Below are 23,540 nucleotides of genomic sequence, written 5' to 3'. Positions count from 1 at the left end.
TTAAGGTGCACAAATAAACGATTTTGAGCGGGTTTCGCATAAGATAGCCGTCAGAGAAGTGTACACCGATTATAAGGAGTCATCGCCGTGAGCGTTGAGGTCACTATTGAGATCCCGAAGGGTCAGCGCAACAAGTACGAAGTCGACCACGAGACCGGCAAGGTCTACCTCGACCGCTACCTGTTCACCCCAATGGCCTACCCGGCCGACTACGGCTTCATCGATGAAACCCTCGGCGAGGATGGCGATCCGTTGGACGCTCTCGTGATTCTGCCGGAGCCGGTTTTCCCGGGCGTTATTGTCAAGGCTCGTCCGCTCGGCGTTTTCAAGATGACCGACGAGGCCGGCGGCGACGACAAGCTGCTGTGCGTCCTGGATGATGTCCGCTTCGACCACTACCAGGACATCGACGATGTTTCCCAGTTCACCAAGGACGAGATTGAGCACTTCTTCGTCCACTACAAGGACCTGGAGCCGGGCAAGGAAGTTTCCGGTTCGGGCTGGGGCGACAAGGCTGAGGCTGAGCGCATCCTGGCTGAGGCTATCGAGCGCCACAAGTAAGAGCCACAAGTAAAAATTGCGCTAGCCAATCTCCCTTTCTGGGGCTCGCACCTTTGACGCAGTTCCCGTGATTCAGCGCTACGGCCGTCGGAGTTTTCCTCCGGCGGCCTTTGTGCTTCCGGCGATAAGGCCAGATTGCGTATAGTGCGCACTATGGAAACCGTAAACGTATCCGAAGTACCCGAAGACGCACAGATCATTGACGTCCGCTCACAGATGGAGTGGGATGACGGCCACGCCACCGGCGCCGTTCACATCCCCATGGAAGAGATTCCGTCCCGCTACGGCGAGCTGGATTTGGATTCCGACATTTACCTGATGTGCCGCTCCGGTGGACGTGCCGCTCAGGTTTCTTCCTGGTTGGAGAAGAACGGTATCGACACCATCGTCATCACCGGCGGCATGATCGACTGGGAGCACTTCGGCCGCCCAATGGAGAAGGCCAACTAAATCAACTACAACTGCCCTGCCTACCTGCAGGGCAGTTTTTCTTTTATCTACCCACCCCAAAGCACCGACCTTCTAACAATCCGCAGGCAAACAGGGACATTATTAGTTGGCCATGTCCCATTATTGATGGTTCCCCAGATTGTCTAGTATGGGAAGTATGTCTGATTCATCCGTACTTTCCTCGGCGGACTCAGCCGACACCAGCGGTGGTGTGGCACCCGACGTAGACGCGAAGGTGCCTGCTGTCGACGCACAGAGCAGCACCAAGGCGAAGAAGGCTCGCAAGGGAGCGAAAGCGAAAAACAAGGCCAGCGCTAAGTCCAAGTGCAAGCCCGGCTCCGCAAGCGAACTCGCCGTCACACCGGCCGCCCTGCGCAAATCCGCGTCCTGGTGCCTGGCACAGCTCGATGCGGCTGTCCGCGCCAGTGTCAACGCGGCTCTGGGCCGCACTCAGATTGAGTCGATTTCCATCCGCGGGTATTGGGTTCTGGAGGCTATCGCCGATGGCGGCGACATGGCTCAAACCGAGCTGAGCGCGCTGCTCGGCATGGACCGCTCTGACATGGTTCGCCTGATTGACTCTCTGGAGTCGGCAAATCTAGTCGAACGCACCCGAGACTCCAAGGATCGACGCCGCCAGCTCATCGCGCTGACAGAAACGGGCAACACCACCCGCGCATCTCTGCGACGCTCACTCCGCAGAGCCGAACGCGCCGCCGTCGCCGAATGCGCACCCGAGGTACGCGCGCTGCTTGCATCGCTTGCCGACGACTCCGCTGCAAGCCCCGAAACCGATGCCGGCGCGAAGAACCCCGAGACCACTACCCCAGAGGTCACGGCCACTGAGACAGACACCAAGGACATGGCGGAGAATAAGACGCAGGCGACGTCGTCAAGCGATGCCCCGCGTCCTAAACGTAAGAAGTCGAAGAAGAAAAAGCGCAAGAAGAAGAATAAGAAGGGGTCTTCTAAGTGACAACCACTGAAGCGAAGTTCCTACGCGCTACGGAACAGCCGCTTGAGCGCACACTCATTGACATTGTCCGGGCGACCGCGCGAAGGTTCCCCGAGGCTGAGGCCATCGATGACGGCGAGGTTGTCGTCACGTATGCGGAGTTGATCAACGAGATTGATTCCACAGCTACGTGGCTCTACGAACAGGGCATCCGTCGCGGCGACCGCATTGGTGTGCGGATGCCGTCGGGAAGCCGCGAGCTCTACCTGGCAATCTTGTCCATCATGGCCGCCGGAGCCGCCTACGTTCCGGTGGATGCGGATGACCCCGACGAGCGTGCAGAAATGGTCTTCGGCGAGGCCGGTATCGCCGGTTACTTCGATGCTGAAGGCCTGCATTTGGCTGGCTCCACGGCACGTAATCGCCCCCGCCCGCTGGACTCCGATGCCGACTCCGACGAGGAAGAGACGGAACCGACACCGCCGAGCGCACGCGAGATCATCTCGCAGGAGCCCACTCCGGACGACGACTGCTGGATTATTTTCACCTCTGGCTCCACCGGCAAGCCCAAGGGCGTGGCGGTCACCCACCGCAGCGCCGCCGCTTTTGTCGATGCGGAGGCCCGCTGGTTCTTGGCGAACCACCCGGAAGGACCGCTCGGCCCGGATGACCGCGTTCTCGCCGGCTTGTCCGTCGCCTTCGACGCCTCCTGTGAGGAAATGTGGCTGGCCTGGCGAAATGGAGCTTGCCTGGTGCCAGCCCCGCGTTCACTGGTGCGCTCCGGCGTGGACCTGGGGCCATGGTTGATTTCCCGCCACATCACCGCTGTTTCCACGGTGCCGACACTGGCCGGCCTGTGGCCTGCCGAGGCGCTCGACAGCGTGCGCCTGCTCATCGTTGGCGGCGAGGCCTGCCCGCAAGAGCTGGTCGAGCGTCTGTCCACCCCAGAGCGCGAAATGTGGAACACCTACGGCCCCACCGAGGCCACCGTCGTGGCCTCCGGCATCGAGCTGAAGCCCGGCAAGCCCGTAACCATCGGTTTTCCTCTGGACGGCTGGGACCTCACCGTCATCGACGAAGAGGGCAACCCCGTCCCACCGGGCACCAAGGGCGAGCTGGTCATCGGCGGCGTGGGACTCGCACGCTATCTGGATCCGGAGAAGGACGCCGAGAAGTACGCACCGCTGCCAGCCCTCGGCTGGGAGCGTGCGTATCGCACCGGCGACCACGTCATCATGGACGAGGCCGGACTGTACTTCACCGGCCGCGTCGACGATCAGGTGAAAATCGGCGGTCGGCGAATTGAGCTCGGCGAGGTCGAGGCGCACCTGGCTGCCCTCCCCGGCGCTACTCAGGCGACTGTCGTGGTGCAGAAGACCGGTGCTGGCGATTCCATCCTGGTCGGCTACGTCGGCGCCGGTGGCGACGCCGCAGCCATGGACTATGACAAGTGCATGGACACTCTCCGCGATGCCATGCCAGCCGCGATGGTGCCACGCCTGCACATCATGGATGAGCTGCCGGTTCGTACCTCCGGCAAGGTCGACAAGGCGGCGTTGCCGTGGCCACTGCCTGCGCGTGCGGGTGAGGGCGACGTCGACAAGCTGAGCCCTGTGGAGAAGTGGCTGTCCGACATCTGGGCGGACGTGCTGTCCGTACCTGCGCCCGGCGCGGCCTCGGACTTCTTCGCCCTGGGCGGCACGTCCTTGGCGGCGGCGAGCGTCATTGCGCGCATTCGCCAGCGCGCCCCACAGGTCGCCGTGCGCGATCTCTACGACCACCCGCGCCTGGGAAATCTCGCTGAAGAGCTGGTCGCGCGCGGTTTCATCAGCGACGACATGCTTGCCGACGACACCAGCGACCCCACCGCTCACCTGGAAAAGGTGCCCGAGCCGACGCCTGTCTCCCGTAAGACCCGTTGGGCCCAGGTGGGCCTCATGGTGCCATTGCAGTGGGCACGTGGCATGCGCTGGGTAACGTGGCTTGCGATTATCAACTGGGTTATCGGCGGACCGCTGGCGCTACCAGGCTGGTTGGTGGCCGTACTGGCCGTGCTGTTCCTGACCCCGCTGGGGGTCATGCCCATCAACGCGGCGACGACACGCCTGCTCACGCGCAACATCACCGCGGGTGATTACCCGCGTGGCGGTTCGGTACACCTGCGGCTATGGGCGGCCGAACGCCTGGCGGAGAGCTCTGGCGCCCACTCTGTGGCGGGCGCTCCGTTCGTGCTGTGGTACGCCCGCATGCTGGGTGCCCGCATTGGTAAGGGTGTGAATCTGCACGCGCTGCCGCCGGTGACGGGTCTGGTCAAACTGGATGATTACTGCTCGATCGAGCCGGAGGTAGACCTGTCCGGATACTGGGTCGATGGCGATGTCGTCCACGTCGGCGAGGTCACTATTGGCAAGCACGCCCGCATCGGTGCCCGTTCAACGCTGCTGCCCGGCGCGCGTATTGGCAATGACGCTCACATCGAGGCGGGTTCCACCGTCACCGGCGAGAAGAAGGTCAAGGCTGGCGCGCGCTGGTCGGGTTCCCCGGCTCGCAAGGTCGGTCGGTCCAAGCACCGCTTCCCGGAGGAAGTTCCGCCGGCTCGCCGCCACTGGGTGGCTATCTACGGTCTCACCGCTGTTTTGCTGACACTCGTACCGCTGTCCGCTGCGGTCGCGATGGCTGCTGTCATCGGTTGGGGCACGGGGCTTATCGACGGCACCACCGAGCTAACCACCTCGAATCTCTGGCCAACGCTGGGTAGCGCCGTGCTGTGGGCTATTCCCGCCACCTTCGTCGGTGTTGCGGTGTATGCCCTGCTGACGCTGATTCTCGTGCGCCTGTTCAGCATCGGCCTGAAGCCGGGAGTGTTCCCGGTGCGTTCGCGCGTGGGTTGGCAGTCGTGGGCGACAATTCGCCTGATGGACGCTGCCCGTCACGACCTATTTTTCATCTACGCCTCCATGTTGACGCCGCTGTGGCTGCGTGCACTGGGCGCCCAAATTGGTCACGACAGCGAAGTCTCCACCGCGATCGGTATTCCGAAGTTCTTGCACGTCAAGGACGAGTCCTTCTTGGCTGACGACACCATGGTCGGCAGCTACGAGCTCGGCGGCGGTTGGCTGCTGGTGGGTGACTCCCGCATCGGCAAGCGCGCCTTCCTGGGCAACTCCGGCATTACACTTCCGGAACGCAAGCTGGCGAAGAACTCGTTGGTAGCCGTGCTGTCCTCTACCCCGAAGAAGACCAAGTCCGGTTCCAACTGGTGGGGTTCGCCGCCAGAGCGCATGCGCCGCGTGGGCACCGTCTCCAGCGATGAGTCGGCACAGACCTACCGTCCGACTACGGGATTGAAGGTCGCCCGCGGCATTGTGGAGACGCTGCGCGTCCTGGCACCGATGGTCTCTCTCATGCTGGCGACGATCACGCTGTTTAGTCTGCAGGGAATTGGCATGTTCACCGCGGAGTTGGTCATTGCAGGTGGCGTCAACGCTGCCCTGCTCGGCCTGGTGGTCGCGTGGCTGCTCTCCCCTGCCGTGCTGCTGATTGTTGGTGTGCTGGGGCTGTTGGTCACGGTCTTGGCCAAGTGGGTATGCGTCGGCAAGCACAAGCCCGGCGATCACCCGTTGTGGAGCAAGTTCGTCTGGCTCAACGAACTGCAGGATGCATTCGTCGAAATGGTCGCCGCGCCGTGGTACCTGAACCCGGCGATGGCCACCGGCGGTATCGCACGCGCGATGCGTCTGCTCGGCGCGAACGTCGGCCACGGCGTGTGGCTGGAGACGTACTGGCTGCCCGAGACCGACCTGGTCACAATCGAGCGGGGTGCCTCTGTCGGCCGCGGTTGTGTCGTTCAGACGCACCTGTTCACCGACCGTGTGATGACGCTCGACACCGTCCACATCGGACACGGCTCCGTGCTGGGACCGCACTCAGTCGCACTGCCGGCATCTGTACTTGACGACGGCTGCCGCGTCGAGCCCGGTTCTCTCGTCATGCGCGGTGACCATGTTCCTGCGCACACCTCCTGGCGAGGTAACCCAATTGAGCCAGTGGTGGCCAAGAAGTAGCCCGGATTGAGTGGGGGGCTTAGGTAGGAGCCTGGTAGGCACAACGGGCTGCAAATGTGAAACTGTGAGAGTTTATGACACTTTCAAGCCATTTTTCGGACAATTTTTGCTATAAACGCGGTCAGTAACTCCATTGGCCCGCTGCCAGCCATAACCGAGGTCACTAACTCGCATTGGGGCTAAGTAGGGCTAAGTAGCAAAAGGTGCCCACCCGGCGACACGCCGAGCGGACACACTTTTTGCTACTTAACCCACTATTTATTTTGCGGCTATGCAGTTCGCGACTTACTCTGCTAGCTGCAACCGAGCCTGCTGAGCTGCGGCTACCAATACTTTCAGTGAAGCCGTAACCTCTTCCCAACCTCGGGTCTTTAGACCACAGTCCGGATTAATCCACAGCAGGTTGGGGTCAACGCTTTCAAGCGCATCTTCCACGAGCTGGTTGACTTCTCCGTCCGTCGGCACGCGAGGCGAGTGGATGTCCCAGACACCTGGACCAATCCCGCGAACGTATCCCTCATCTTTCAGCGCTGCGAGCACCTGCATACCGTTGCGAGCTGCTTCGATGGACGTGACATCGGCGTTGAGATCATCGACGGTGTCGATAAGCTCATTGAAGTCCGAGTAGCACATATGCGTGTGAATCTGAATGTCGTCAGCCACACCAGAGGTAGCCAGACGGAAGGAACCTACGGCCCACTTCAGGTAGGCGGGCTGGTCCGCTTCATTCAGGGGCAGCAACTCGCGAATGGCTGGCTCATCGACCTGCACGATTTGCGCTCCAGCGGCCACGAGATCTGCAATCTCATCGCGCAAAACCAGCGCAACGTTATCCGCAGTGTCACCGATGGGCTGGTCATCACGGACAAACGACCATGCCAACATGGTCACCGGCCCGGTGAGCATTCCCTTGACGGGAAGGTCAGTCATGTTTGCCGCTGCCTTGTACCACTGCACCGTCATTGGCTCTGGCCTGGTGATATCACCGTAGAGAATCGGCGGCCGCACGCAGCGGGAACCATAGCTTTGGACCCAGCCATTGGCGGTCGCGAGGTAGCCGTCCAGCTGCTCCGAGAAGTACTGCACCATGTCATTGCGCTCAGGTTCGCCGTGAACGAGCACATCGAGTCCCAATTCTTCCTGCTGCTCAATGGAGCATCGAATTTCAGCGAGCATTGCTGATTCGTAGTCGACTGGGGTGAGCTCTCCCGCGCGCAACTGCGCACGTGCACGACGAATGCTATTGGTCTGCGGGAAGGAACCGATTGTGGTGGTCGGCAGCGGAGGCAGGTTAAGGGCCTCAGCCTGAGCCGCCTGGCGAGCTGCAAACGAGGAACGAGTCCGGTCGCTCTCCTCGATTGCTGCCAAAGCTTCACGAACTTCAGGCTTAACAATCCGCTTCGATTCTGCCCTTGATGCCAGTGCTGCCCGGGACTCCCTCAACGCCTTCAAATCCGCGGCATCGAGTTGGCGGTCATTCAACCTGGCATCAAGCGCCCTCGCCAAGAGGGTCACCTCGCCGATTTTCTCATCCCCGAAGGCCAGCCACTGCAGCACCTCGGCATCTTCTTCGCTCGGGTTTTCCGAGGCCAGGGAGTACGGGACGTGTAGCAGCGAACAGCTAGTCGACACCGCGATGGGGCCTCGGACTGCCAGCTTCTCCAGCGTCGCCAGGGCTGCATCCAAGTCGGTGCGCCACACATTACGCCCATCAACAATGCCCGCAACCAGCAGTTCCTTGCCGGTCCAATGCGGCAACTCAAAGCTACCTGCTACCAGGTCGCAACCAATGGCCTGCACGCCTGTGCCAGAAAGGGTTTCCAGCGCCTGATCACCATCACCAAAGTAGGTCTGCACCCACAACTTGGTATTCGCAGACTCCGCCACGCCGGCCAACTTCTCGTAGGCCTGGCGAGTCCTAGCAAGAGTCACTTCATCGAGGTCAGTGACCAATACTGGCTCATCGAGCTGAATCCACTCAAAGCCCTTATCCCCCAGTTGAGCGATGATTTCCGCGTACGCATCGGTCAACTTTTCCAAAAGGCCAAGTGGGTTCGAATCATCGTCGGTACGCGACAGGCTCAAGTAGGTCACAGGACCAATCAAATGAGGGCGCAGCATGGTGGTGGCGCCATTGTTTAAGCTGCAGGAATCATCCAACCAGTCAGTGAGGTCAGAGGTAAATTCAGTATCGGCTGACAGCTCCGGAACAATGTAGTGGTAATTGGTGTCGAACCACTTGGTCATTGCGGATGCCGGTTGCGTCTTCGTACCGCGAGCGGCGGCGAAGTAGTGGTTGATCCATTCCGGTAGGTTGGAACCGTCCGTTTTCGGGACATTCTGGAAGCGGGCTGGAAGCACTCCGAGCAGCGCCGATGTATCCAGCATAGAGTCGTAGAACGAGCGCCCAATTGTCGGAACCGAGTCGATTCCTGCCTTCAGCGCTGCGCCAATGTAGCTATTGACAGTGTTGCGCGCCGTCGCGGCCAGCAGGCCGCCGGTCGCCGGGTCGCGCCAGTAGTTTTCCAGAGCTCTTTTGAGCTCACGATTACGCCCTATCCGCGGAATGCCCGCGAGGGTTGCGTGAATTGCCATGATCTCGTGATTTCCTCGTCAGTCGTGATCAGCATCGGGTATGAAATTGCACAACCGGCAGGCATTCGGACTTGTCATCACTGAAAAGATTGGTTATCAACGCGTCGGATAAACCAAAGCTCTGGCAGTGATGCTTACCGTTGCGGGACAGTTCCGGACTTGCACCGGGATTCCCCTGCATAACTCGAAGGCCTTATGCGCGCTAGGCTCAAAACACACCTTGCGCGGAAAACGTGCGATATGCAGCACTTTCCTTAATGAACACCTTCGAGGCGGCTGTGGATGTGAAGTATATCGCAATATACAAATATCTCATTCACTTAGCCCCCTCCCCGAGCCTTTGCTTTGATGCTCTCCTGCTGGGACCAAAGTGATTAAGCTCGTAGTCATAAAGGCTATTCATTCCACCGCTTTCAAGGAGTGACCTCGATTGACACAGGCTTCCGAAACTTCCCTGAGGGGCGCCAAGATTCCGTTCGATGGCCCGGTCCAGTCAGGCGTTGAACAGCCCGGCCAAGCACATCTCCGCCTCGTCGCATTCGATTTGAAGGACGGCGTCGACGCAGCAGATCTGAAGGCACTGTTCTCCTCGCTTACCGACGTTGCCCGCCGCCTCACCCAAGGCCAGGACATCGAGGGGTATCTGGAACCGGAAATGGTTGCAGCCACTGCAAACCTGACTATCACAGCCGGTTTCGGTGAGCGCATCTTCGATGTCCTCGGCAAGCCAGAGCGCAAGCCGGCTGGTCTGCACGATATCCCATCATTCCAGCATGACATGCTCCGCCCTGAGTGGGGTCAGTCTGACTTCGCTCTGCAGTTGTGCGGTGATGATCTCGTCACCGTTTCGGCCGCGTCCCGTCTACTGGAAAAGAAGGCGGCTCCGTGGGCTCGCGTGAAGTGGTTCCAGAAGGGCTTTTCCTACGCCTGGGGTTCGCAGCCTCACGGCGCTACCCCACGCAACCCGCTGGGCCAGCTCGACGGCACCGTCAACCCGTCCACTCCAGAGGAATGGTCCGAACAGGTGTGGATCGACTCCAAGGACAAGGCGATTAACAACTCCTGCGTGATGGTTGTTCGCCGTATTGCGCTCGACTTGAACAATTGGGAGGAGCTCAGCACCGACGAACGCTCCATCGTTATCGGTCGTGACTTCCACACCGGCGCTCCTCTTTCCGGCGGCAACGACGAGTTCGATGAAGAGGACATGGACGCCGTCGATGACCAGGGCGAGTACCTCATCCACCGCCAGTCTCACTTGGCACTGTCCCGTGAGCAGGATGGCCAGCCTGACGACGCCCTGCGTCGCCGCGCCTATGCATACGAAGACCAGCCCGGTGAGCCAGCTTTCCCATTCGAAGGACCGAACGTTGGCCTGGTCTGGGTTGCATTCCAGAAGAACCCGGACAACCAGTTCAGCGCAATCCAGGCCCGTTTGGATCGCGGCGATTTGCTCAATGAGTGGAACCGTCACATGGGCTCCGCTGTGTATTGGATTGCCCCTGGCACCACCCCAGATTCCTACTGGGGTCAGGAGTTGATTGAGGGGTAAAGGCTGCAAGCTGGCAGGCTAAAGTCTGACGGACTAAAAAGCTGGCGGGCTGCAAATGTGAAACTGACCCAGTTTATGACACTTTCGAGCAAAATTTCTGGCCGTTTTTGTCATAAACTCATTCACTAACTCGCGGTGGTCCCGGGTCCCCAGCCACAGGAGGATTGGCCCGCCGCCGCCCGCCATAAGAAAACGCCCGCCGAGTGCCTGAGCACTCATGCGGGCGTTACCTCTAGACAAGAACTTTGTCAGTCACGGACCACCGAGCTAGTCACCAATCTGGTCACGGCCACGCTTAACAATCTTCGGGTCCGGAGTACCAACCAGCTCGTGGTCCTTCTCCGTGTACTCAAACTTGCTCAGCACGTAACGCATCGCGTTGATGCGGGCACGCTTCTTGTCGTTGGACTTAATGGTAATCCACGGGGACTCATCGGTATCCGTATAGCGGAACTGCTCTTCCTTTGCGCGGGTGTAGTCACCCCAACGATCCAACGAAGCGAGGTCCATCGGAGAGAGCTTCCACTGACGTACCGGGTCAACCTGGCGAATTGCGAAGCGAGTGCGCTGCTCCTTCTGGGTCACAGAGAACCACAGCTTGGTCAGCGAAATACCGGAGCCCAGAATCATGTTCTCCAGCATCGGGACCTCACGCAGGAACTCTGCGTGCTGCGACTCAGTACAGAAACCCATCACGCGCTCAACGCCCGAACGGTTGTACCAAGAACGGTCGAAGAAGACGATCTCGCCAGCGCACGGAAAGTGCTCAATGTAGCGCTGGAAGTACCACGAGGTGGACTCACGCGGCGACGGCTTTTCCAGAGCCACAGTACGAGCACCACGCGGATTCAGGTGCTCGTTAAAACGCTTAATAGTACCGCCCTTACCGGCGGCGTCACGGCCTTCGAAGAGGATGATGTGCTTCTGACCAGTTTCCTTGGTCCAGTTCTGCCACTTCAGAAGCTCAATCTGCAGCTTCCTCTTAATAGACTCATATTCCTTGCGCGTCATGCGCTCCTCGTACGGGTAGCCATCGCGCCAGGTATCAACCCGCTCACCGTCTGGAGTGACCAGTACCGGATCGTCCTCATCAGAATCATCGACGACGTAACCTTCGGTCTTCGCCAAATCGACGATGTGGAATTCCTCTTCATTCTTGTCAGCCATACCCCTTATCCTACTGAATTTCTCTGCCACGCGTCCCCCATGCGGGTGCCCTTACCTGCAATTTCCCAGCAGTTAACGTTCCGTCTTACCGAAATTGAGGGGTGGGACTGCACGCAGCGACCGTCGATGAGCACTGCGCGTACAATAAATGCCATGTTGTTATCCGAAGCTCTTGCCGCACGATCCGAAGTTTCCGACCGGCTGGCTGAGATTAATCGCCGTCTTTCGCTAGTAGCGCAGGTGCAGGAAGGCGATACGCCTGATGAAGATCCGCAAGCGCTTATTGCCGAAGCCGAGCGTCTGATGGCGCGCTTCGAATGGCTGGTGCGCTCGATTAACGCAACGAATTCCGCTACTGCCTTCGAGGACGGAACGCTTAGCGACGCACTTGCGAAGCGCGACCACCTGCTAACACGGCGGCGGTTCTACACCTCCGCAGCCGATCAGGGCTCGGGTCGGCGGGATCGATACTCAGCTTCGGAGATTCGCTATGTCGCCACTGTGGATATCCGGTCGCTGCGCCAGAAAGCCGACAAGGCGGCGAAGGAATACCGGGACTTGGATACCCGTATTCAGCAGGCGAACTGGTCAACCGAGCTTATCGAGGCCGCGGATAAGCCGGCCGAATAGCAAGCAGGGTTCGGTAGCGAGACCAGAAGAATTTCACACTTTGATAAGTCGGTAGTTGCATCCAGATTGTCGGCGAGCGCGACGGCCTGTCTCTGGCCTTAAAGGGGCACCTAAAGATCTCACCTGTACTGAGGCAGCAGGATTAATAACAGACAGTCCTCGGCATTGCGTACATGGGTACAGATCATCGGTTATTTTTCACTACCAAGCGCTGAGGCATCTGATGCGACGAGGGTGGGTTCGGGGACTTAAGCTTTCTCAAGTTACAGAGCAAAATCGCCGCTGAGGGACACCCCTCAGCGGCGATTTTTAAGGCTAACTCAAGCAGTTGGGACCTCTTTTAGAAGCCCATGCCGCCCATCTCGTCGCCGCCCGGCATTGCCGGCATAGCCGGTTCCGGCTTGTCAGCGACAACAGCCTCGGTGGTCAGGAACAGAGCCGCAATCGAAGCAGCGTTCTGCAGTGCGGAGCGGGTAACCTTCACCGGATCGTTGATGCCGGCTTCCATCAGGTCGATGTACTCACCGGTAGCAGCGTTCAGGCCCTCGCCCTGCGGCAGGGAAGCAACCTTCTCGGTGACGACGCCGGCCTCGAGGCCAGCGTTCAGAGCAATCTGGCGCAGCGGAGCTGCGAGAGCCGCACGCACGATGCGGACACCAGTTGCCTCGTCGCCGGTCAGACCCAGCTCGTCGTCAAGCACGTGCGAGACCTGCAGCAGTGCGGAACCGCCACCAGCGACGATGCCCTCTTCCACAGCAGCCTTTGCGTTGCGGACGGCATCCTCGATGCGGTGCTTGCGCTCCTTGAGCTCGACCTCGGTTGCGGCGCCAGCCTTGATGACTGCGACACCGCCGGCGAGCTTAGCCAGGCGCTCCTGCAGCTTCTCCTTGTCGTAGTCGGAGTCGGAGTTCTCGATCTCAGCGCGAATCTGGTTGACGCGGCCCTCGATAGCGGACTGTTCACCAGCGCCCTCGACGATGGTGGTCTCGTCCTTGGTGACGACGACCTTGCGAGCGCGACCCAGCAGCGGCAGGTCAGCGGTCTCGAGCGACAGGCCGACCTCCTCAGAGATGACCTGGCCATCGGTCAGGATAGCCATGTCCTGCAGCATTGCCTTACGGCGGTCGCCGAAGCCCGGAGCCTTCACAGCGACAGACTTGAAGGTGCCGCGGATCTTGTTGACGACCAGGGTGGACAGAGCCTCACCCTCGACGTCCTCAGCAATGATCAGCAGCGGCTTGCCGGACTGCATGACCTTCTCCAGCAGCGGCAGCAGGTCCTTGATGTTGGAGATCTTGCCGGAAACCAGGAGGATGTACGGATCCTCCAGAACGGCCTCCTGGCGCTCCATGTCGGTGGCGAAGTAACCGGAGATGTAGCCCTTGTCGAAGCGCATACCCTCGGTCAGCTCCAGGTCGAGACCAAAGGTGTTGGCCTCTTCCACGGTAATGACGCCTTCCTTGCCGACCTTGTCCATAGCGGTGGCAATCAGCTCACCGATAGCCGGGTCAGCAGCGGAGATACCAGCGGTAGCAGCAATCTGCTCCTTGGTCTCGATGTCCTTAGCGGACTCCAGCAGCTTCTCGGTAACAGCCGCGACAGCCTTCTCGATGCCGCGCTTGATGCCCATCGGGTTGGAGCCCGCAGCAACGTTGCGCAGACCCTCGGAAACCAGAGCCTGAGCCAGAACGGTAGCGGTAGTAGTACCGTCACCAGCGACGTCGTCGGTCTTCTTGGCAACTTCCTTGACCAGCTCAGCGCCGATCTTCTCGTAAGGATCCTCAAGTTCGATTTCACGTGCAATGGAGACACCGTCATTGGTGATCAGCGGTGCGCCCCACTTGCGCTCGAGGACTACGTTGCGACCCTTCGGGCCCAGCGTGACCTTGACAGCGTCTGCCAGGGTATTCAGACCCGTTTCGAGACCGCGGCGGGCCTCCTCGTCAAATGCAATCATCTTAGCCATGAGGTTTGAAGAATCCTCCGTCTATTTATGTGGCACTTACATTGGAAGTTGACCCAGGCGCCCGCGACGGCATGTGATTCGAGGGAAGCGCCGCCCTCTCCATCACCGGAGTCAACACTGTACTTTTTAACGACTTTTCAACACTTGTTTCAGCACACGCATACACAAGGTGTGAAGTTGTTTTTATTAGCACTCAATTAGAGCAAGTGCTAATTCACTTTTCTAGCACTCAACCCCATCGAGTGCAAGGTTAAGCACTGTCACTCCTGGCGTCACTCCTTATGCCACTTCCAACGCCATCATGGTTGTGCGCCTACACTGTCGCACATGAGCATTATTAATAAGGAACTCACGGAGACCCTGCGAGACCACATCTCCAGCCAACGCGAGACCATCCGCACCCAGCTGACCGAGCTGGTGGCCTTCCCCTCCGTACACGGCACCGAAGAAACCAAGCAGGCCTGCATTGACGCAGCTCAGGCGGTTACCGACATGTACGCAGAGCTGGGCATCGAACTGGAGGCGCACCACACCGTCGACGGCTCGATTGCACTGTCGGGTTTCGTCCCCGGGTCGTCGGAAAGCGCGAAGACCGTACTGCTCTATTCCCATTACGACGTTCAGCCGGCGGGCGACGAATCCGCCTGGACTGCAGATCCGTGGACGCTCGACGAGCGCGACGGTCGCTGGTACGGCCGTGGCACCGCCGATTGCAAGGGCAACGTGGTCATGCACCTAGCTGCGCTGCGCGCGCTGCGTGACGACGCGCTTGCGGACCGCGTCGATCTGCCAAACATCAAGCTCATCGTGGAAGGCTCCGAGGAGCGCGGATCGGCGGGCCTGAACAACCTCATCGCCACGCAGCCGGAGCTTTTCGACGCCGACGTCATCCTCATTGCGGATGTCGGCAATGCCGAGGTTGGCCAGCCGACACTCGTGACCACCCTGCGCGGCACCGCCGATGTGGAAGTTCGCGTCGATGCGCTGGAGCAGCCGGTGCACTCGGGCATGTTCGGCGGAGCAGCTCCGGATGCACTGGCGGCGTTGATTCGTATGCTCGACAGCCTGCGCGATGAAAATGGCTTTACCTCTATTGACGGCCTGGACTGCTCGCAGCGCTGGGAGGGGCTGGACTACGCGCCAGAGACTTTCCGCGCCGACGCAGGTGTACTCGACGGCGTGGACCTAATTAGCAACGAGGACGCTTCCGTCTCTGACCTGACCTGGGCTCGCCCGTCTGTGATTGTGACCGGAATCGACTGCCCACCAGCGACCAATGCTGTCAACGCAATTTCATCGACTGCTATGGCGCACATCAACTTCCGCATCCCAGGCGGCGTCGACCCGGCCGAAGCACAGGAGGCACTGGAGAATCACCTGCGCGCGCATGCTCCGTGGGGAGTGAAGGTGACGGTCGAGCGCGACGAGCTAGCGAACCCATTCCGGGCCAATGTTGAGGGCAAGGTTGTGCAGCTGGTTGCCGACAGCCTGTCGGCCGCCTACGGAAAGGAGACGGCAAGCATGGGCGAGGGAGCCTCGATTCCGCTGTGCGCCACTTTGCTGGAGGCCGTACCAGGTGCTGACATCGCACTCTACGGTGTGGAAGAGCCACAGGCCCGCATTCACTCGGCTGACGAATCGGTGGACCCGAACGAGATTCGCGACATCGCTATTGGCGAGGCAGTTTTCTTGGCTTCCGTCAACGGAATTTAAGTCAATGCCAAAAATATTGGCTGAATGACTTGTGTCACATCTTTTTTCTGTAGTAAGGTTCGACCCATGCAGCAGAACATTCTTATTCGAGTAGCGAAGGCTACGAACCCCGGTGGAGGCCGACAGGACTGACCCCTCCACGCGGGGTCTCTGGCCGCAACTTCTTGAAGCACTTGGTTGGTCCGCCACTCACAGCAAAGCCATTAAGCAAAGGACCAGAAAAGAATGTTTTCCACTCGCACACAGAAGAACATGTCCACTTCGACGACCTTCACGGGCAAGCGCCCTTCGTTGGAGCACCAGAACAACGGCAATGTGCGAACTTATTCCGACGATCCGTTTAGGGCTCGCTTCGGACATCGCCTGCCTCGTGGCTTGAGGCAGGAAGCTCGTGGCATGAACTGGCAGAAGTTCAAGGACACTTACTCTCCCACTAACGGCCCGGTTCAAATCAAGAATTTCGAGGCAACTCGTGGCACACTGGGCCGTTGGAACTTCAATGCTGATTTGTCGCTGACCGACAAGGACGGCCGCACCCGGACTTTCACCCAGGAAATCACCGCTATGGGGCCGGTGTCGGCTTGCACCAACTTGCTGGCTGATGCAGGTTACCGCGTTGAAATCGTGGAGTTCCACCAGTTCGAGATTTTCGAAGCTACGGCTACCTTTGTCTACGCAGGTCACAACAATGACCATGTGTGGACCATGGGCTTTGGTCAGACTCCGGAGGCTTCCGTGCTCTCCGCTTTGGTCTGTGCTGCTAACCGCCTGCATGGCTAATGCGCAGGTGACATTCGAGTAGCGCACGAGTAAGAAGTGCACCGATTTTGGGGCTTGGCAGTCGATTGCCAAGCCCCAAAAAATGCCCAAATCCTCACCCCCGAATTTTCACCACACCGGAAAAATTCCCCATTTTCCCACACTCGGTTAACCCCGTTTTGAATACTTAAGTCCCTAAAACGGGGTTGCATGAACCGGTGTGTTCCATTCATTATGGAATGGTGACTTCTCTCCTGTGCATCCTGTTCCTTACGGCAGCGATTGCACCATGGACGATTAAGTGGCTCGGAACCCGCGGGTTTCTCGTTCTCAGCCTCCCTCTGGCAGGTGGCGCTATCTACACCGGTGCCCATCTGGTTCGCTTAGCTCTAGCGAATGGAAACGGGGAAACCTCCGCAACCACGCAACCCGCCGTCACGCATTTTTCGTGGATGCCCATTATCCACTTGGATGTAAACCTGCGATTAGGTCCTATTGAATCGCTCTTCGGCACACTGGTTTTGACCATCGGCTTTCTCGTACTGGTGTATTGCTCCGGATACTTCGTCAATCCGCCGCCCGGAAAACGTCGTCGAATAGGCTCCTTCGCAGCCCAAATGGTTGCCTTCGCCGCGGCTATGTACGGCCTGGTCATCAGCGACAACATCATGCTGATGTTTGTCTTCTGGGAAATTACCTCGGTTCTTTCCTTCCTCCTGGTGGGCTACTACGCCGAGCGAGCTTCCTCCCGTCGCGCAGCAGGCCAGGCGCTCCTGGTCACGACACTGGGCGGGCTGATCATGCTGGTCGGTATCGTCCTGATGGGAGTGACCACCGGGTTCTGGAACTTCTCCGACCTCACAGCACCTGGCGCGCTGACCACGTCACAGCTGAACTCCACAGCAATCTCCACCGCCGCAATCCTGCTGGTCATCGGCGCACTTTCTAAATCCGCTATCGCGCCCTTCCACTTCTGGCTGCCCGGCGCAATGGCCGCTCCTACCCCGGTTTCTTCCTTCCTGCATTCGGCAGCGATGGTCAAAGCCGGTGTGTTCCTGGTCGCCCGACTTGCGCCAACTTTCAACGCCACCAACGCGTGGCAACCAATCATCATCCCGCTCGGCCTTTTGACCATGATTATGGGTGGCTGGATGGCTCTGCGCCAGAAGGATCTCAAGCTGATCATGGCGTATGGCACTGTCAGCCAGTTGGGATTCATCATCACGGTAGCGTCGATAGGCACGCGTGCGACGATGCTGGCGGCCCTGGCGCTGACTCTTGGCCACGCCATGTTCAAGGCCACGCTGTTTATGACGGCGGGAACGATTGACAGGCTGACTGGTACGCGCGATATCCGTAAGCTCTCTGGCCTGGGCAAGAAGTCGCCACAGTTGCTGGTGATTTCGATTCTCGCTGCCGCCTCGATGATGGGTGTGCCGCCGTTCTTCGGCTTTGTCGCCAAGGAAGCGGCGCTCGAGGCCACGCTCAATGCTGAACCACTGCACGGTATGCCGGCGGTGTTCACCACTATTGGCCTGGTCGTAGGCTCGATTCTGACCGTGGCGTACTCGCTCTACCTGCTACGTGCCGCGTTTGCGACCAAGCCCAGCACGCACGCCAGCGGCGGTGGCACTTCCCCCGCCGTCGCCGAGATGGATTCCCCGACCTGGGATCAGATTGGCCCGGCATGGCTGCTGGCGCTGGCAGGTCTGGTTTTCGGTCTGATTCCGCGGGTCCTCGACTCGACTATCTCGCCCTACCTCACCAATGCCTACCCGAATGCGGAAGCAGAATCGCACCTGGCTCTCTGGCACGGTTTCACCCTTCCTCTGGCGCTGACAGCCACAATTCTGATCACAGGTGGCATCATGCACTGGCAGCGCAAACTGGTGCGTCAGCTACAGTTTGAACAGCCGGCTCTCGGTAGTGCCGATGCGCTTTACGACGGCATCCTGGACTTGGCCCGCCGTCTTTCTCTCCGTGCCACTGCTGCGACCCAGCGTGGTTCCCTTCCGTTGAATGAGGCGGTCATTTTGCTGACCCTCATCGTGCTGTCCATCGGTGCCTTGTTGCTCGGTGAGCGTGATGAGCTCCGAATGGAACTGTGGGACTCTGCACCGCAGGGCGCGGTCGCGTTGATTATGATCATCGCGGCTTTGGCCGCCACCCAACAGAAAAACAGGCTCTCCGGTGTCATCCTGGTAGGCGTGACAGGCTACGGCTTGGCCATTATTTTCGCCATGTACGGCGCTCCTGACTTGGCCCTGACGCAGCTGCTGGTCGAGACGGTCTCAATGATTATTTTCGTGTTGGTGTTGCGTACGCTCTCCCCGCGGGCACCGGCATCGAACCCGAGGTGGACACGACACCGTGCTTGGTTGGCCATTGCAGTCGGTGTCACGGTTCCCGTGTTGGCCGCCTACGCCATGGGCTCCCGTCGTACTGAGCCAATCTCGGGCGACATTCCGCCGCTGGCGCACGATATTGGACACGGCCAGAATGCAGTCAACGTACTGCTTGTCGACATCCGCGCCTGGGACACCTTCGGTGAAATCACCGTGCTGGTGATGGTGGCTCTGGGGATTACCTCACTGGTCTTCCGCACGCATACCATGCATATGCGTTCAAAGATTAAGCCGCAGCGGAATCGAGCTCGCCGCACCAACCGTTGGTTGAACACTCTCGATGAGTCCGGTGAAGCCGAGCGGTTGCGCTACCCGATCATGGTGCTGGTGGCATCGCGCGTGCTCTTCCCCGCCATGATGGTGGTTTCCTTCTATCTCTTTTTTGCCGGCCATAACGATGTCGGCGGTGGCTTCGCCGGTGGTCTCGTGGCTGCGCTGGCACTGACCATGCGTTATCTCATCGGTGGTCGTCGTGAGTTGGCGGCAACTCTGCCGATTCCTAACGAGATGCTTCTCGGCGGCGGTTTGCTGGTGTCGGCACTCAGCGCGTTGTGGCCACTGTTTGTGGGGTGGGCACCGCTAACTTCTACGTATGGCTCGCGGGAAATTCCGCTGCTCGGAGATGTCACTGTTGTCTCCCCGATGCTCTTTGACCTGGGCGTATACATGATCGTGGTTAGCACGATTGTCTACATCCTGCGCAGTTTGGGCGGTGGCATCGACGCTCAGATAAACCTTCGCGCTGAGCGTGATCGTTCACGTCGTGTGAATCGAGCCGCACTCGGCCAGTCCCGCCAGCTGCGCAGCAAGTTGGCGGCGGCTAAGCCCGCAGGTGTTAAGTCCGCAGGCGCTAATCCCGCAAGCGTTAAACCTGCCGGCACTAAACCCGCAGACTCTGCCAACACAGCCACCTCAGAGGCTTCAGAACCGACAGCCCCAGCTAGGACCGAAGGAAAGGACACACACCCGTGATTCTCAATTTTGTTCTGCTAGCAACTGTCGGCACGCTGATTGCTACAGGGGTGTACCTGTTCCTCGATCGTTCGTTGACCAGGATGCTCATGGGACTGTTGCTGATGGGCAACGGTATCAACCTGCTCATCCTGCTTGGCTCTGGTTCGCCGGGACGGCCACCAATTTGGGATAGGGAATCGCTGGTCAGCGATGCTCAGGCAGACTCACTGCCCCAGGCCTTTATCCTCACCGCAATTGTTATTTCCATGGGCATGACCGCATTCCTGTTGGCTCTGCTCTATCGCCAGCACCGCTACCGCATCGGCGATCACGTGCAAGATGACCACGAGGACCGCAGCCTGGCAATGCGTCGGGCCAGCGACCCATCAGCTGCTCCGGACCACGACAAGTCCGACGATCCCACCACCGGTCGTCCCACAGAGGCCGGCGATAGCTTCGGTCCGGCCAGTTTCGAAAAGCCCGTGACCCCGCCATCAAACTCCCCAGGAGGTGACGACGATGACGACTGAGCAAATAATTCTGGCACTAATTCCGCTGCCTATCATCGTCCCCGCCGCCACCGCCGCAATTGCTCTGCTGCTGGCACGTTTTCCCAAAGCACAGCAGGCGATCGCGCTAATCTCGCTCGGCAGCCTGCTGGGAGTCGCCAGCGCCTTGGTGTATCTCATCTACGCGCACGGCGTCCACACGGTCCAGGTGGGCGGCTGGGACGCACCAATCGGCATCACGCTCGTAGCCGACAACCTCGCAGTGTTGATGATCACCGTCTCTCAGCTGGTCCTCTTTGCCGTGATGTGGTTCGGCATCGGCCAGGGTATTAGCGATGGTGACGAAGATGAGCCGATCTCCGTCTTCGTTCCGACGTACATGCTGCTCAACATGGGCGTCTCCATGGCCTTCCTGGCCGGCGATCTGTTCAACATGTACGTCGGCTTCGAGGTTCTGCTCGTAGCCTCCTACGTGTTGCTCACGCTGGGGGCATCGTCGTCACGCATTCGCGCAGGCGTGTCGTATGTGATGGTCAACATGTTGTCCTCGATGGTGTTCCTGCTGGCGATTGGCCTGGTTTATCAAGCGGCCGGCACGGTGAACTTCGCACACATTTCCCTGCGCATGGAGGACATCCCCGATGGCACCCGCACCGCGATCTTCGCAGTGCTGCTCGTCGCCTTCGCAGTGAAGGCGGCGGTGTTCCCGCTGTCGGCGTGGTTGCCAGACTCCTACCCCACCGCACCGTCGATGGTTACCGCGGTCTTCGCGGGGCTGCTGACGAAGGTGGGTGTCTACGCGATCATCCGCACGCGCAGTGTCGTTTTCCCAGACGGCAGGCTTGACGACGTCCTGATGTGGGCTGGCCTAGCGACAATGCTCATGGGCATTCTCGGTGCCATGGCCCAAAATGACATTAAACGTCTCTTGTCTTTTACGCTGGTATCCCACATCGGATACATGATCTTCGGTATTGCCGTCGGCAATACGCTGGGACTCGGCGGCGCGATTTTCTACATCGTCCACCACATTCTGGTGCAGACGGCATTGTTCCTGGTGGTCGGGCTTATCGAGCGCCAGGCGGGCTCGTCCTCCCTGCGCAGCCTCGGTAGCCTGGCCAAGACGTCGCCGCTGCTGGCGTTGCTATACCTCGTGCCCGCGCTCAACCTCGGTGGTATCCCACCGTTCTCAGGCTTCCTGGGCAAGGTCATGCTCATCGAGGCCGGCGCACAGAACGGATCCGCCACCGCATGGATTCTGGTTGCGGGATCTATCATCACCAGCCTGCTGACCCTCTACACCATGATTCTCGTCTGGTCGAAGGCCTTCTGGCGCGACCGTTCCGACGCCCCCGAGGGCGACACCGTGCTTGCGCAGCCAGCCGCGCTCCGGGAAAGGACTCAGATGGTTGCTATCGCAGAGCGTGACGACGTCGGCAAGATGCCACTCGGCATGGTGATGCCGACGGCCCTGCTGGTGATTGCCTCTGTGGGGGTTACCGTTCTGGCCGGGCCACTGTCCAATGTGGCTACCGAAGCGGCAAGCAACGTCGCGAATGTTGATGAGTACCGCGCAGCGGTCCTCGGTATCGACTCGGCCGATGACAAGGGCCTGGAGCAGCTGGAAAACCCAGGCCGCACCAAGAGCCCATGGAAGTCGGATTCAGCGACCGAACGTGCCACCAGCACGCTGGAAGGAGCAGGTGAAAGCTGATGAGTAAAGCGCGCGCCAAGGTGGCTGCAAAGCGACCACCACGTATTTCAATCCTGCTCTTCTTATTCACAGTGATTATTTGGGTCATGCTGTGGGGCGAGGTGACATTTGCCAATGTGCTCTCGGGAATCCTTGTAGCCACGTTGCTGAACCTCGCCATGCCTATCCCGCCAAACAGCGCGCTGGATATCAACTTCGGTGGCATGGTGCGACTGTTCGGTTCTTGGACAATCGACTTCGTGAAGGCCTCTATCAGTGTCGCCTGGCTGGCCATCCGACGAGATGATCCGCCACCGACTGCCATTATCAAGGTCCCCATGCGGACCAATGACGATATTTCGCTCACGACTGCAATGGCACTAATTAATCTGCAGCCGGGCGGCATCATCGTGGACATCGATAAGCGAAAAAAGACGCTGACCATGCATCTTCTCGACGCTTCGTCGACAGGCAAGGTAGCTGAACAAATCAACCAGTTGACCCGAATCGAGCGACGGGTGATTCGCGCGTTTGAGAACCGCGATGTACATGAGCAACCGACTAAGCCAGGCTCTGGCGAAGAGCAGCCGAGCAGTGCGAAAAGCGGCGAGCAAGGCGAAACGAGCAGCGAAAAAGGGGAGAAAGGAGCAGCCGATGAACCCGGAAGTTTTTAACATTCTGCTCGGCGTAGCTGCTGCAGGCTATTTCATTGCGGTGATGATTACCCTCGGGCACATGATCGCAGGACCAAACTCGCTGGACCGCCTGGTGGCGCTGGAGTCCATGACTGCAATGTTGCAGGGCATGCTCGCTGCGTTCATGGCATGGAGTTTGGACACTTCGGTGGTCTACCCAATGCTCATCATTGCGCTGCTCGGTTTCCTGTCTTCGCTGGCAGTCGCCAAGTTCCGTGTTCCGGATGACGGAAAGCAGCCCGCGAAGGGCTCCCGAAAGGGTGTGGCGAAAGCAGCCGGAAAGGTCGCCACAAAGAAAACCGCACAGAAAGCAGCGCCTAAGGCAACACCGACAGCAGCTCCGAAAACAGTGAAGGGAGAGCCCAAATGATTCTCGTGGCAGACATTATCGCCATCGCACTCATTATCACCGGAATGCTACTGTGCGTTGCAGCGTCCGTGGGATTAATACGCTTCCGCGACACCATCAGTCGCATGCACGCATCCTCCAAGCCACAAACGCTGGGGCTAATTCTGACGCTGTCGGGTTCGCTTTTGCACGTCGCCACGCACGCGTCAGCTCACACAACTACTAGTAGTGACTTGGCTCTGTTGACCCTGATTATCCTGTTTGCTCTGGGTACATCGCCAATTGTTAGTAACCGCGTTGGCCACGAGGCGTTCAAAGAGAGGCTCGTCGACGAGGACAGCCTCGCCCGCGATGACAGCCGGGAATAACGAGAGGACACTCCCCGTCAAGATTGGACCCCGACCTGGAGCGGAACCGGGTTCGACCGGGGCCGCCCAGGGGGGGCGCCTTTCTTCAGTTAGTGGCTAGGTTTATGCACCCCAAAAGTGCTATAGGGGGTTAAGTGACAAAAAGTGTGTCCGCT

17 protein-coding genes and 1 riboswitch are annotated in these 23,540 nt (G+C 59.4%); of the genes, 14 read left to right on the top strand and 3 right to left on the bottom strand.

All coding sequences use genetic code 11. The features are described 5' to 3' along the window. Positions 1 to 87 precede the first annotated feature (87 nt). The 4 genes from HMPREF3135_RS02345 to HMPREF3135_RS02330 all read left to right on the top strand — a co-directional run bounded on the left by HMPREF3135_RS02345 (position 88) and on the right by HMPREF3135_RS02330 (position 6,030). A complete protein-coding gene (locus HMPREF3135_RS02345) occupies positions 88 to 561 on the top strand; it encodes an inorganic diphosphatase (protein WP_005510088.1) in 474 nt (157 codons plus the stop codon). 153 nt (positions 562 to 714) lie between these two features. Continuing rightward, positions 715 to 1,011 carry a rhodanese-like domain-containing protein gene (locus HMPREF3135_RS02340; protein WP_016421494.1) on the top strand — a complete coding sequence of 99 codons (297 nt, stop codon included), beginning with the start codon at positions 715 to 717 and terminating at the stop codon, positions 1,009 to 1,011. A 157-nt stretch (positions 1,012 to 1,168) separates the two neighbouring features. Beyond that, entirely contained in the window at positions 1,169 to 1,987 is an 819-nt protein-coding gene (locus HMPREF3135_RS02335; RefSeq protein WP_070437796.1) for a MarR family winged helix-turn-helix transcriptional regulator, read from the top strand. Beyond that, positions 1,984 to 6,030, top strand: a complete 4,047-nt coding sequence (locus HMPREF3135_RS02330; RefSeq protein WP_070437794.1) for a Pls/PosA family non-ribosomal peptide synthetase — start codon at positions 1,984 to 1,986, stop codon at positions 6,028 to 6,030. The genes HMPREF3135_RS02335 and HMPREF3135_RS02330 overlap by 4 nt, the downstream gene beginning before the upstream one ends. 285 nt (positions 6,031 to 6,315) lie before the next feature. On the opposite strand, the gene metE is transcribed toward HMPREF3135_RS02330, so the two are convergent. Then, positions 6,316 to 8,625, bottom strand: coding sequence for a 5-methyltetrahydropteroyltriglutamate--homocysteine S-methyltransferase (gene metE / locus HMPREF3135_RS02325; protein ID WP_070429770.1), 2,310 nt, complete (start codon positions 8,623 to 8,625; stop codon positions 6,316 to 6,318). 38 nt (positions 8,626 to 8,663) lie between these two features. Then, positions 8,664 to 8,847, bottom strand: a riboswitch (cobalamin riboswitch). Positions 8,848 to 9,055: 208 nt separating this feature from the next. On the opposite strand from metE, the gene HMPREF3135_RS02320 reads away from it, so the two are divergent. Beyond that, complete coding sequence (locus HMPREF3135_RS02320; protein WP_070437792.1) at positions 9,056 to 10,177, top strand: Dyp-type peroxidase; 1,122 nt, start codon at positions 9,056 to 9,058, stop codon at positions 10,175 to 10,177. A gap of 267 nt (positions 10,178 to 10,444) precedes the next feature. Here the strand turns inward: HMPREF3135_RS02320 and ppk2 are convergent, their stop codons facing one another. Continuing rightward, on the bottom strand, positions 10,445 to 11,344 hold the full coding sequence (gene ppk2 / locus HMPREF3135_RS02315) for a polyphosphate kinase 2 (protein ID WP_005510168.1): 900 nt from the start codon (positions 11,342 to 11,344) through the stop codon (positions 10,445 to 10,447). Positions 11,345 to 11,497: 153 nt separating this feature from the next. On the opposite strand from ppk2, the gene HMPREF3135_RS02310 reads away from it, so the two are divergent. Beyond that, on the top strand, positions 11,498 to 11,974 hold the full coding sequence (locus HMPREF3135_RS02310; protein ID WP_070437789.1) for a DIP1984 family protein: 477 nt from the start codon (positions 11,498 to 11,500) through the stop codon (positions 11,972 to 11,974). Between the two features lie 340 nt (positions 11,975 to 12,314). On the opposite strand, the gene groL is transcribed toward HMPREF3135_RS02310, so the two are convergent. Then, complete coding sequence (gene groL / locus HMPREF3135_RS02305) at positions 12,315 to 13,940, bottom strand: chaperonin GroEL (protein WP_016421501.1); 1,626 nt, start codon at positions 13,938 to 13,940, stop codon at positions 12,315 to 12,317. Positions 13,941 to 14,267: 327 nt separating this feature from the next. On the opposite strand from groL, the gene HMPREF3135_RS02300 reads away from it, so the two are divergent. The 8 genes from HMPREF3135_RS02300 to HMPREF3135_RS02265 all read left to right on the top strand — a co-directional run bounded on the left by HMPREF3135_RS02300 (position 14,268) and on the right by HMPREF3135_RS02265 (position 23,385). Then, positions 14,268 to 15,653 carry a dipeptidase gene (locus HMPREF3135_RS02300; protein WP_070437786.1) on the top strand — a complete coding sequence of 462 codons (1,386 nt, stop codon included), beginning with the start codon at positions 14,268 to 14,270 and terminating at the stop codon, positions 15,651 to 15,653. Between the two features lie 225 nt (positions 15,654 to 15,878). After that, entirely contained in the window at positions 15,879 to 16,433 is a 555-nt protein-coding gene (locus tag HMPREF3135_RS02295; protein ID WP_070437783.1) for a 2-isopropylmalate synthase, read from the top strand. Positions 16,434 to 16,651: 218 nt separating this feature from the next. Continuing rightward, a complete protein-coding gene (locus HMPREF3135_RS02290; protein ID WP_070437780.1) occupies positions 16,652 to 19,789 on the top strand; it encodes a Na+/H+ antiporter subunit A in 3,138 nt (1,045 codons plus the stop codon). Continuing rightward, positions 19,786 to 20,301: a Na(+)/H(+) antiporter subunit C gene (locus HMPREF3135_RS02285; protein ID WP_048760372.1), complete on the top strand. Its 516-nt coding sequence runs from the start codon at positions 19,786 to 19,788 to the stop codon at positions 20,299 to 20,301. The genes HMPREF3135_RS02290 and HMPREF3135_RS02285 overlap by 4 nt, the downstream gene beginning before the upstream one ends. Further along, on the top strand, positions 20,291 to 21,994 hold the full coding sequence (locus HMPREF3135_RS02280; RefSeq protein WP_070437777.1) for a Na+/H+ antiporter subunit D: 1,704 nt from the start codon (positions 20,291 to 20,293) through the stop codon (positions 21,992 to 21,994). Before HMPREF3135_RS02285 ends, HMPREF3135_RS02280 begins: the two co-directional genes overlap by 11 nt. Then, positions 21,994 to 22,647 (top strand): Na+/H+ antiporter subunit E, encoded by a 654-nt coding sequence (locus HMPREF3135_RS02275; protein ID WP_049193796.1) that lies wholly within the window; start codon positions 21,994 to 21,996, stop codon positions 22,645 to 22,647. Before HMPREF3135_RS02280 ends, HMPREF3135_RS02275 begins: the two co-directional genes overlap by 1 nt. Further along, a complete protein-coding gene (locus HMPREF3135_RS02270; RefSeq protein ID WP_049193795.1) occupies positions 22,628 to 23,038 on the top strand; it encodes a monovalent cation/H+ antiporter complex subunit F in 411 nt (136 codons plus the stop codon). Before HMPREF3135_RS02275 ends, HMPREF3135_RS02270 begins: the two co-directional genes overlap by 20 nt. Beyond that, positions 23,035 to 23,385: a monovalent cation/H(+) antiporter subunit G gene (locus HMPREF3135_RS02265; RefSeq protein WP_038626688.1), complete on the top strand. Its 351-nt coding sequence runs from the start codon at positions 23,035 to 23,037 to the stop codon at positions 23,383 to 23,385. Before HMPREF3135_RS02270 ends, HMPREF3135_RS02265 begins: the two co-directional genes overlap by 4 nt. Positions 23,386 to 23,540: the final 155 nt, after the last annotated feature.

It is taken from the genome of Corynebacterium sp. HMSC14H10 (assembly GCF_001807105.1).
Classification (GTDB): domain Bacteria; phylum Actinomycetota; class Actinomycetes; order Mycobacteriales; family Mycobacteriaceae; genus Corynebacterium; species Corynebacterium jeikeium_D.
The sequence above is the reverse complement of the archived record's forward strand: the minus strand, read 5'-3'. Positions and strand labels throughout refer to the sequence as shown.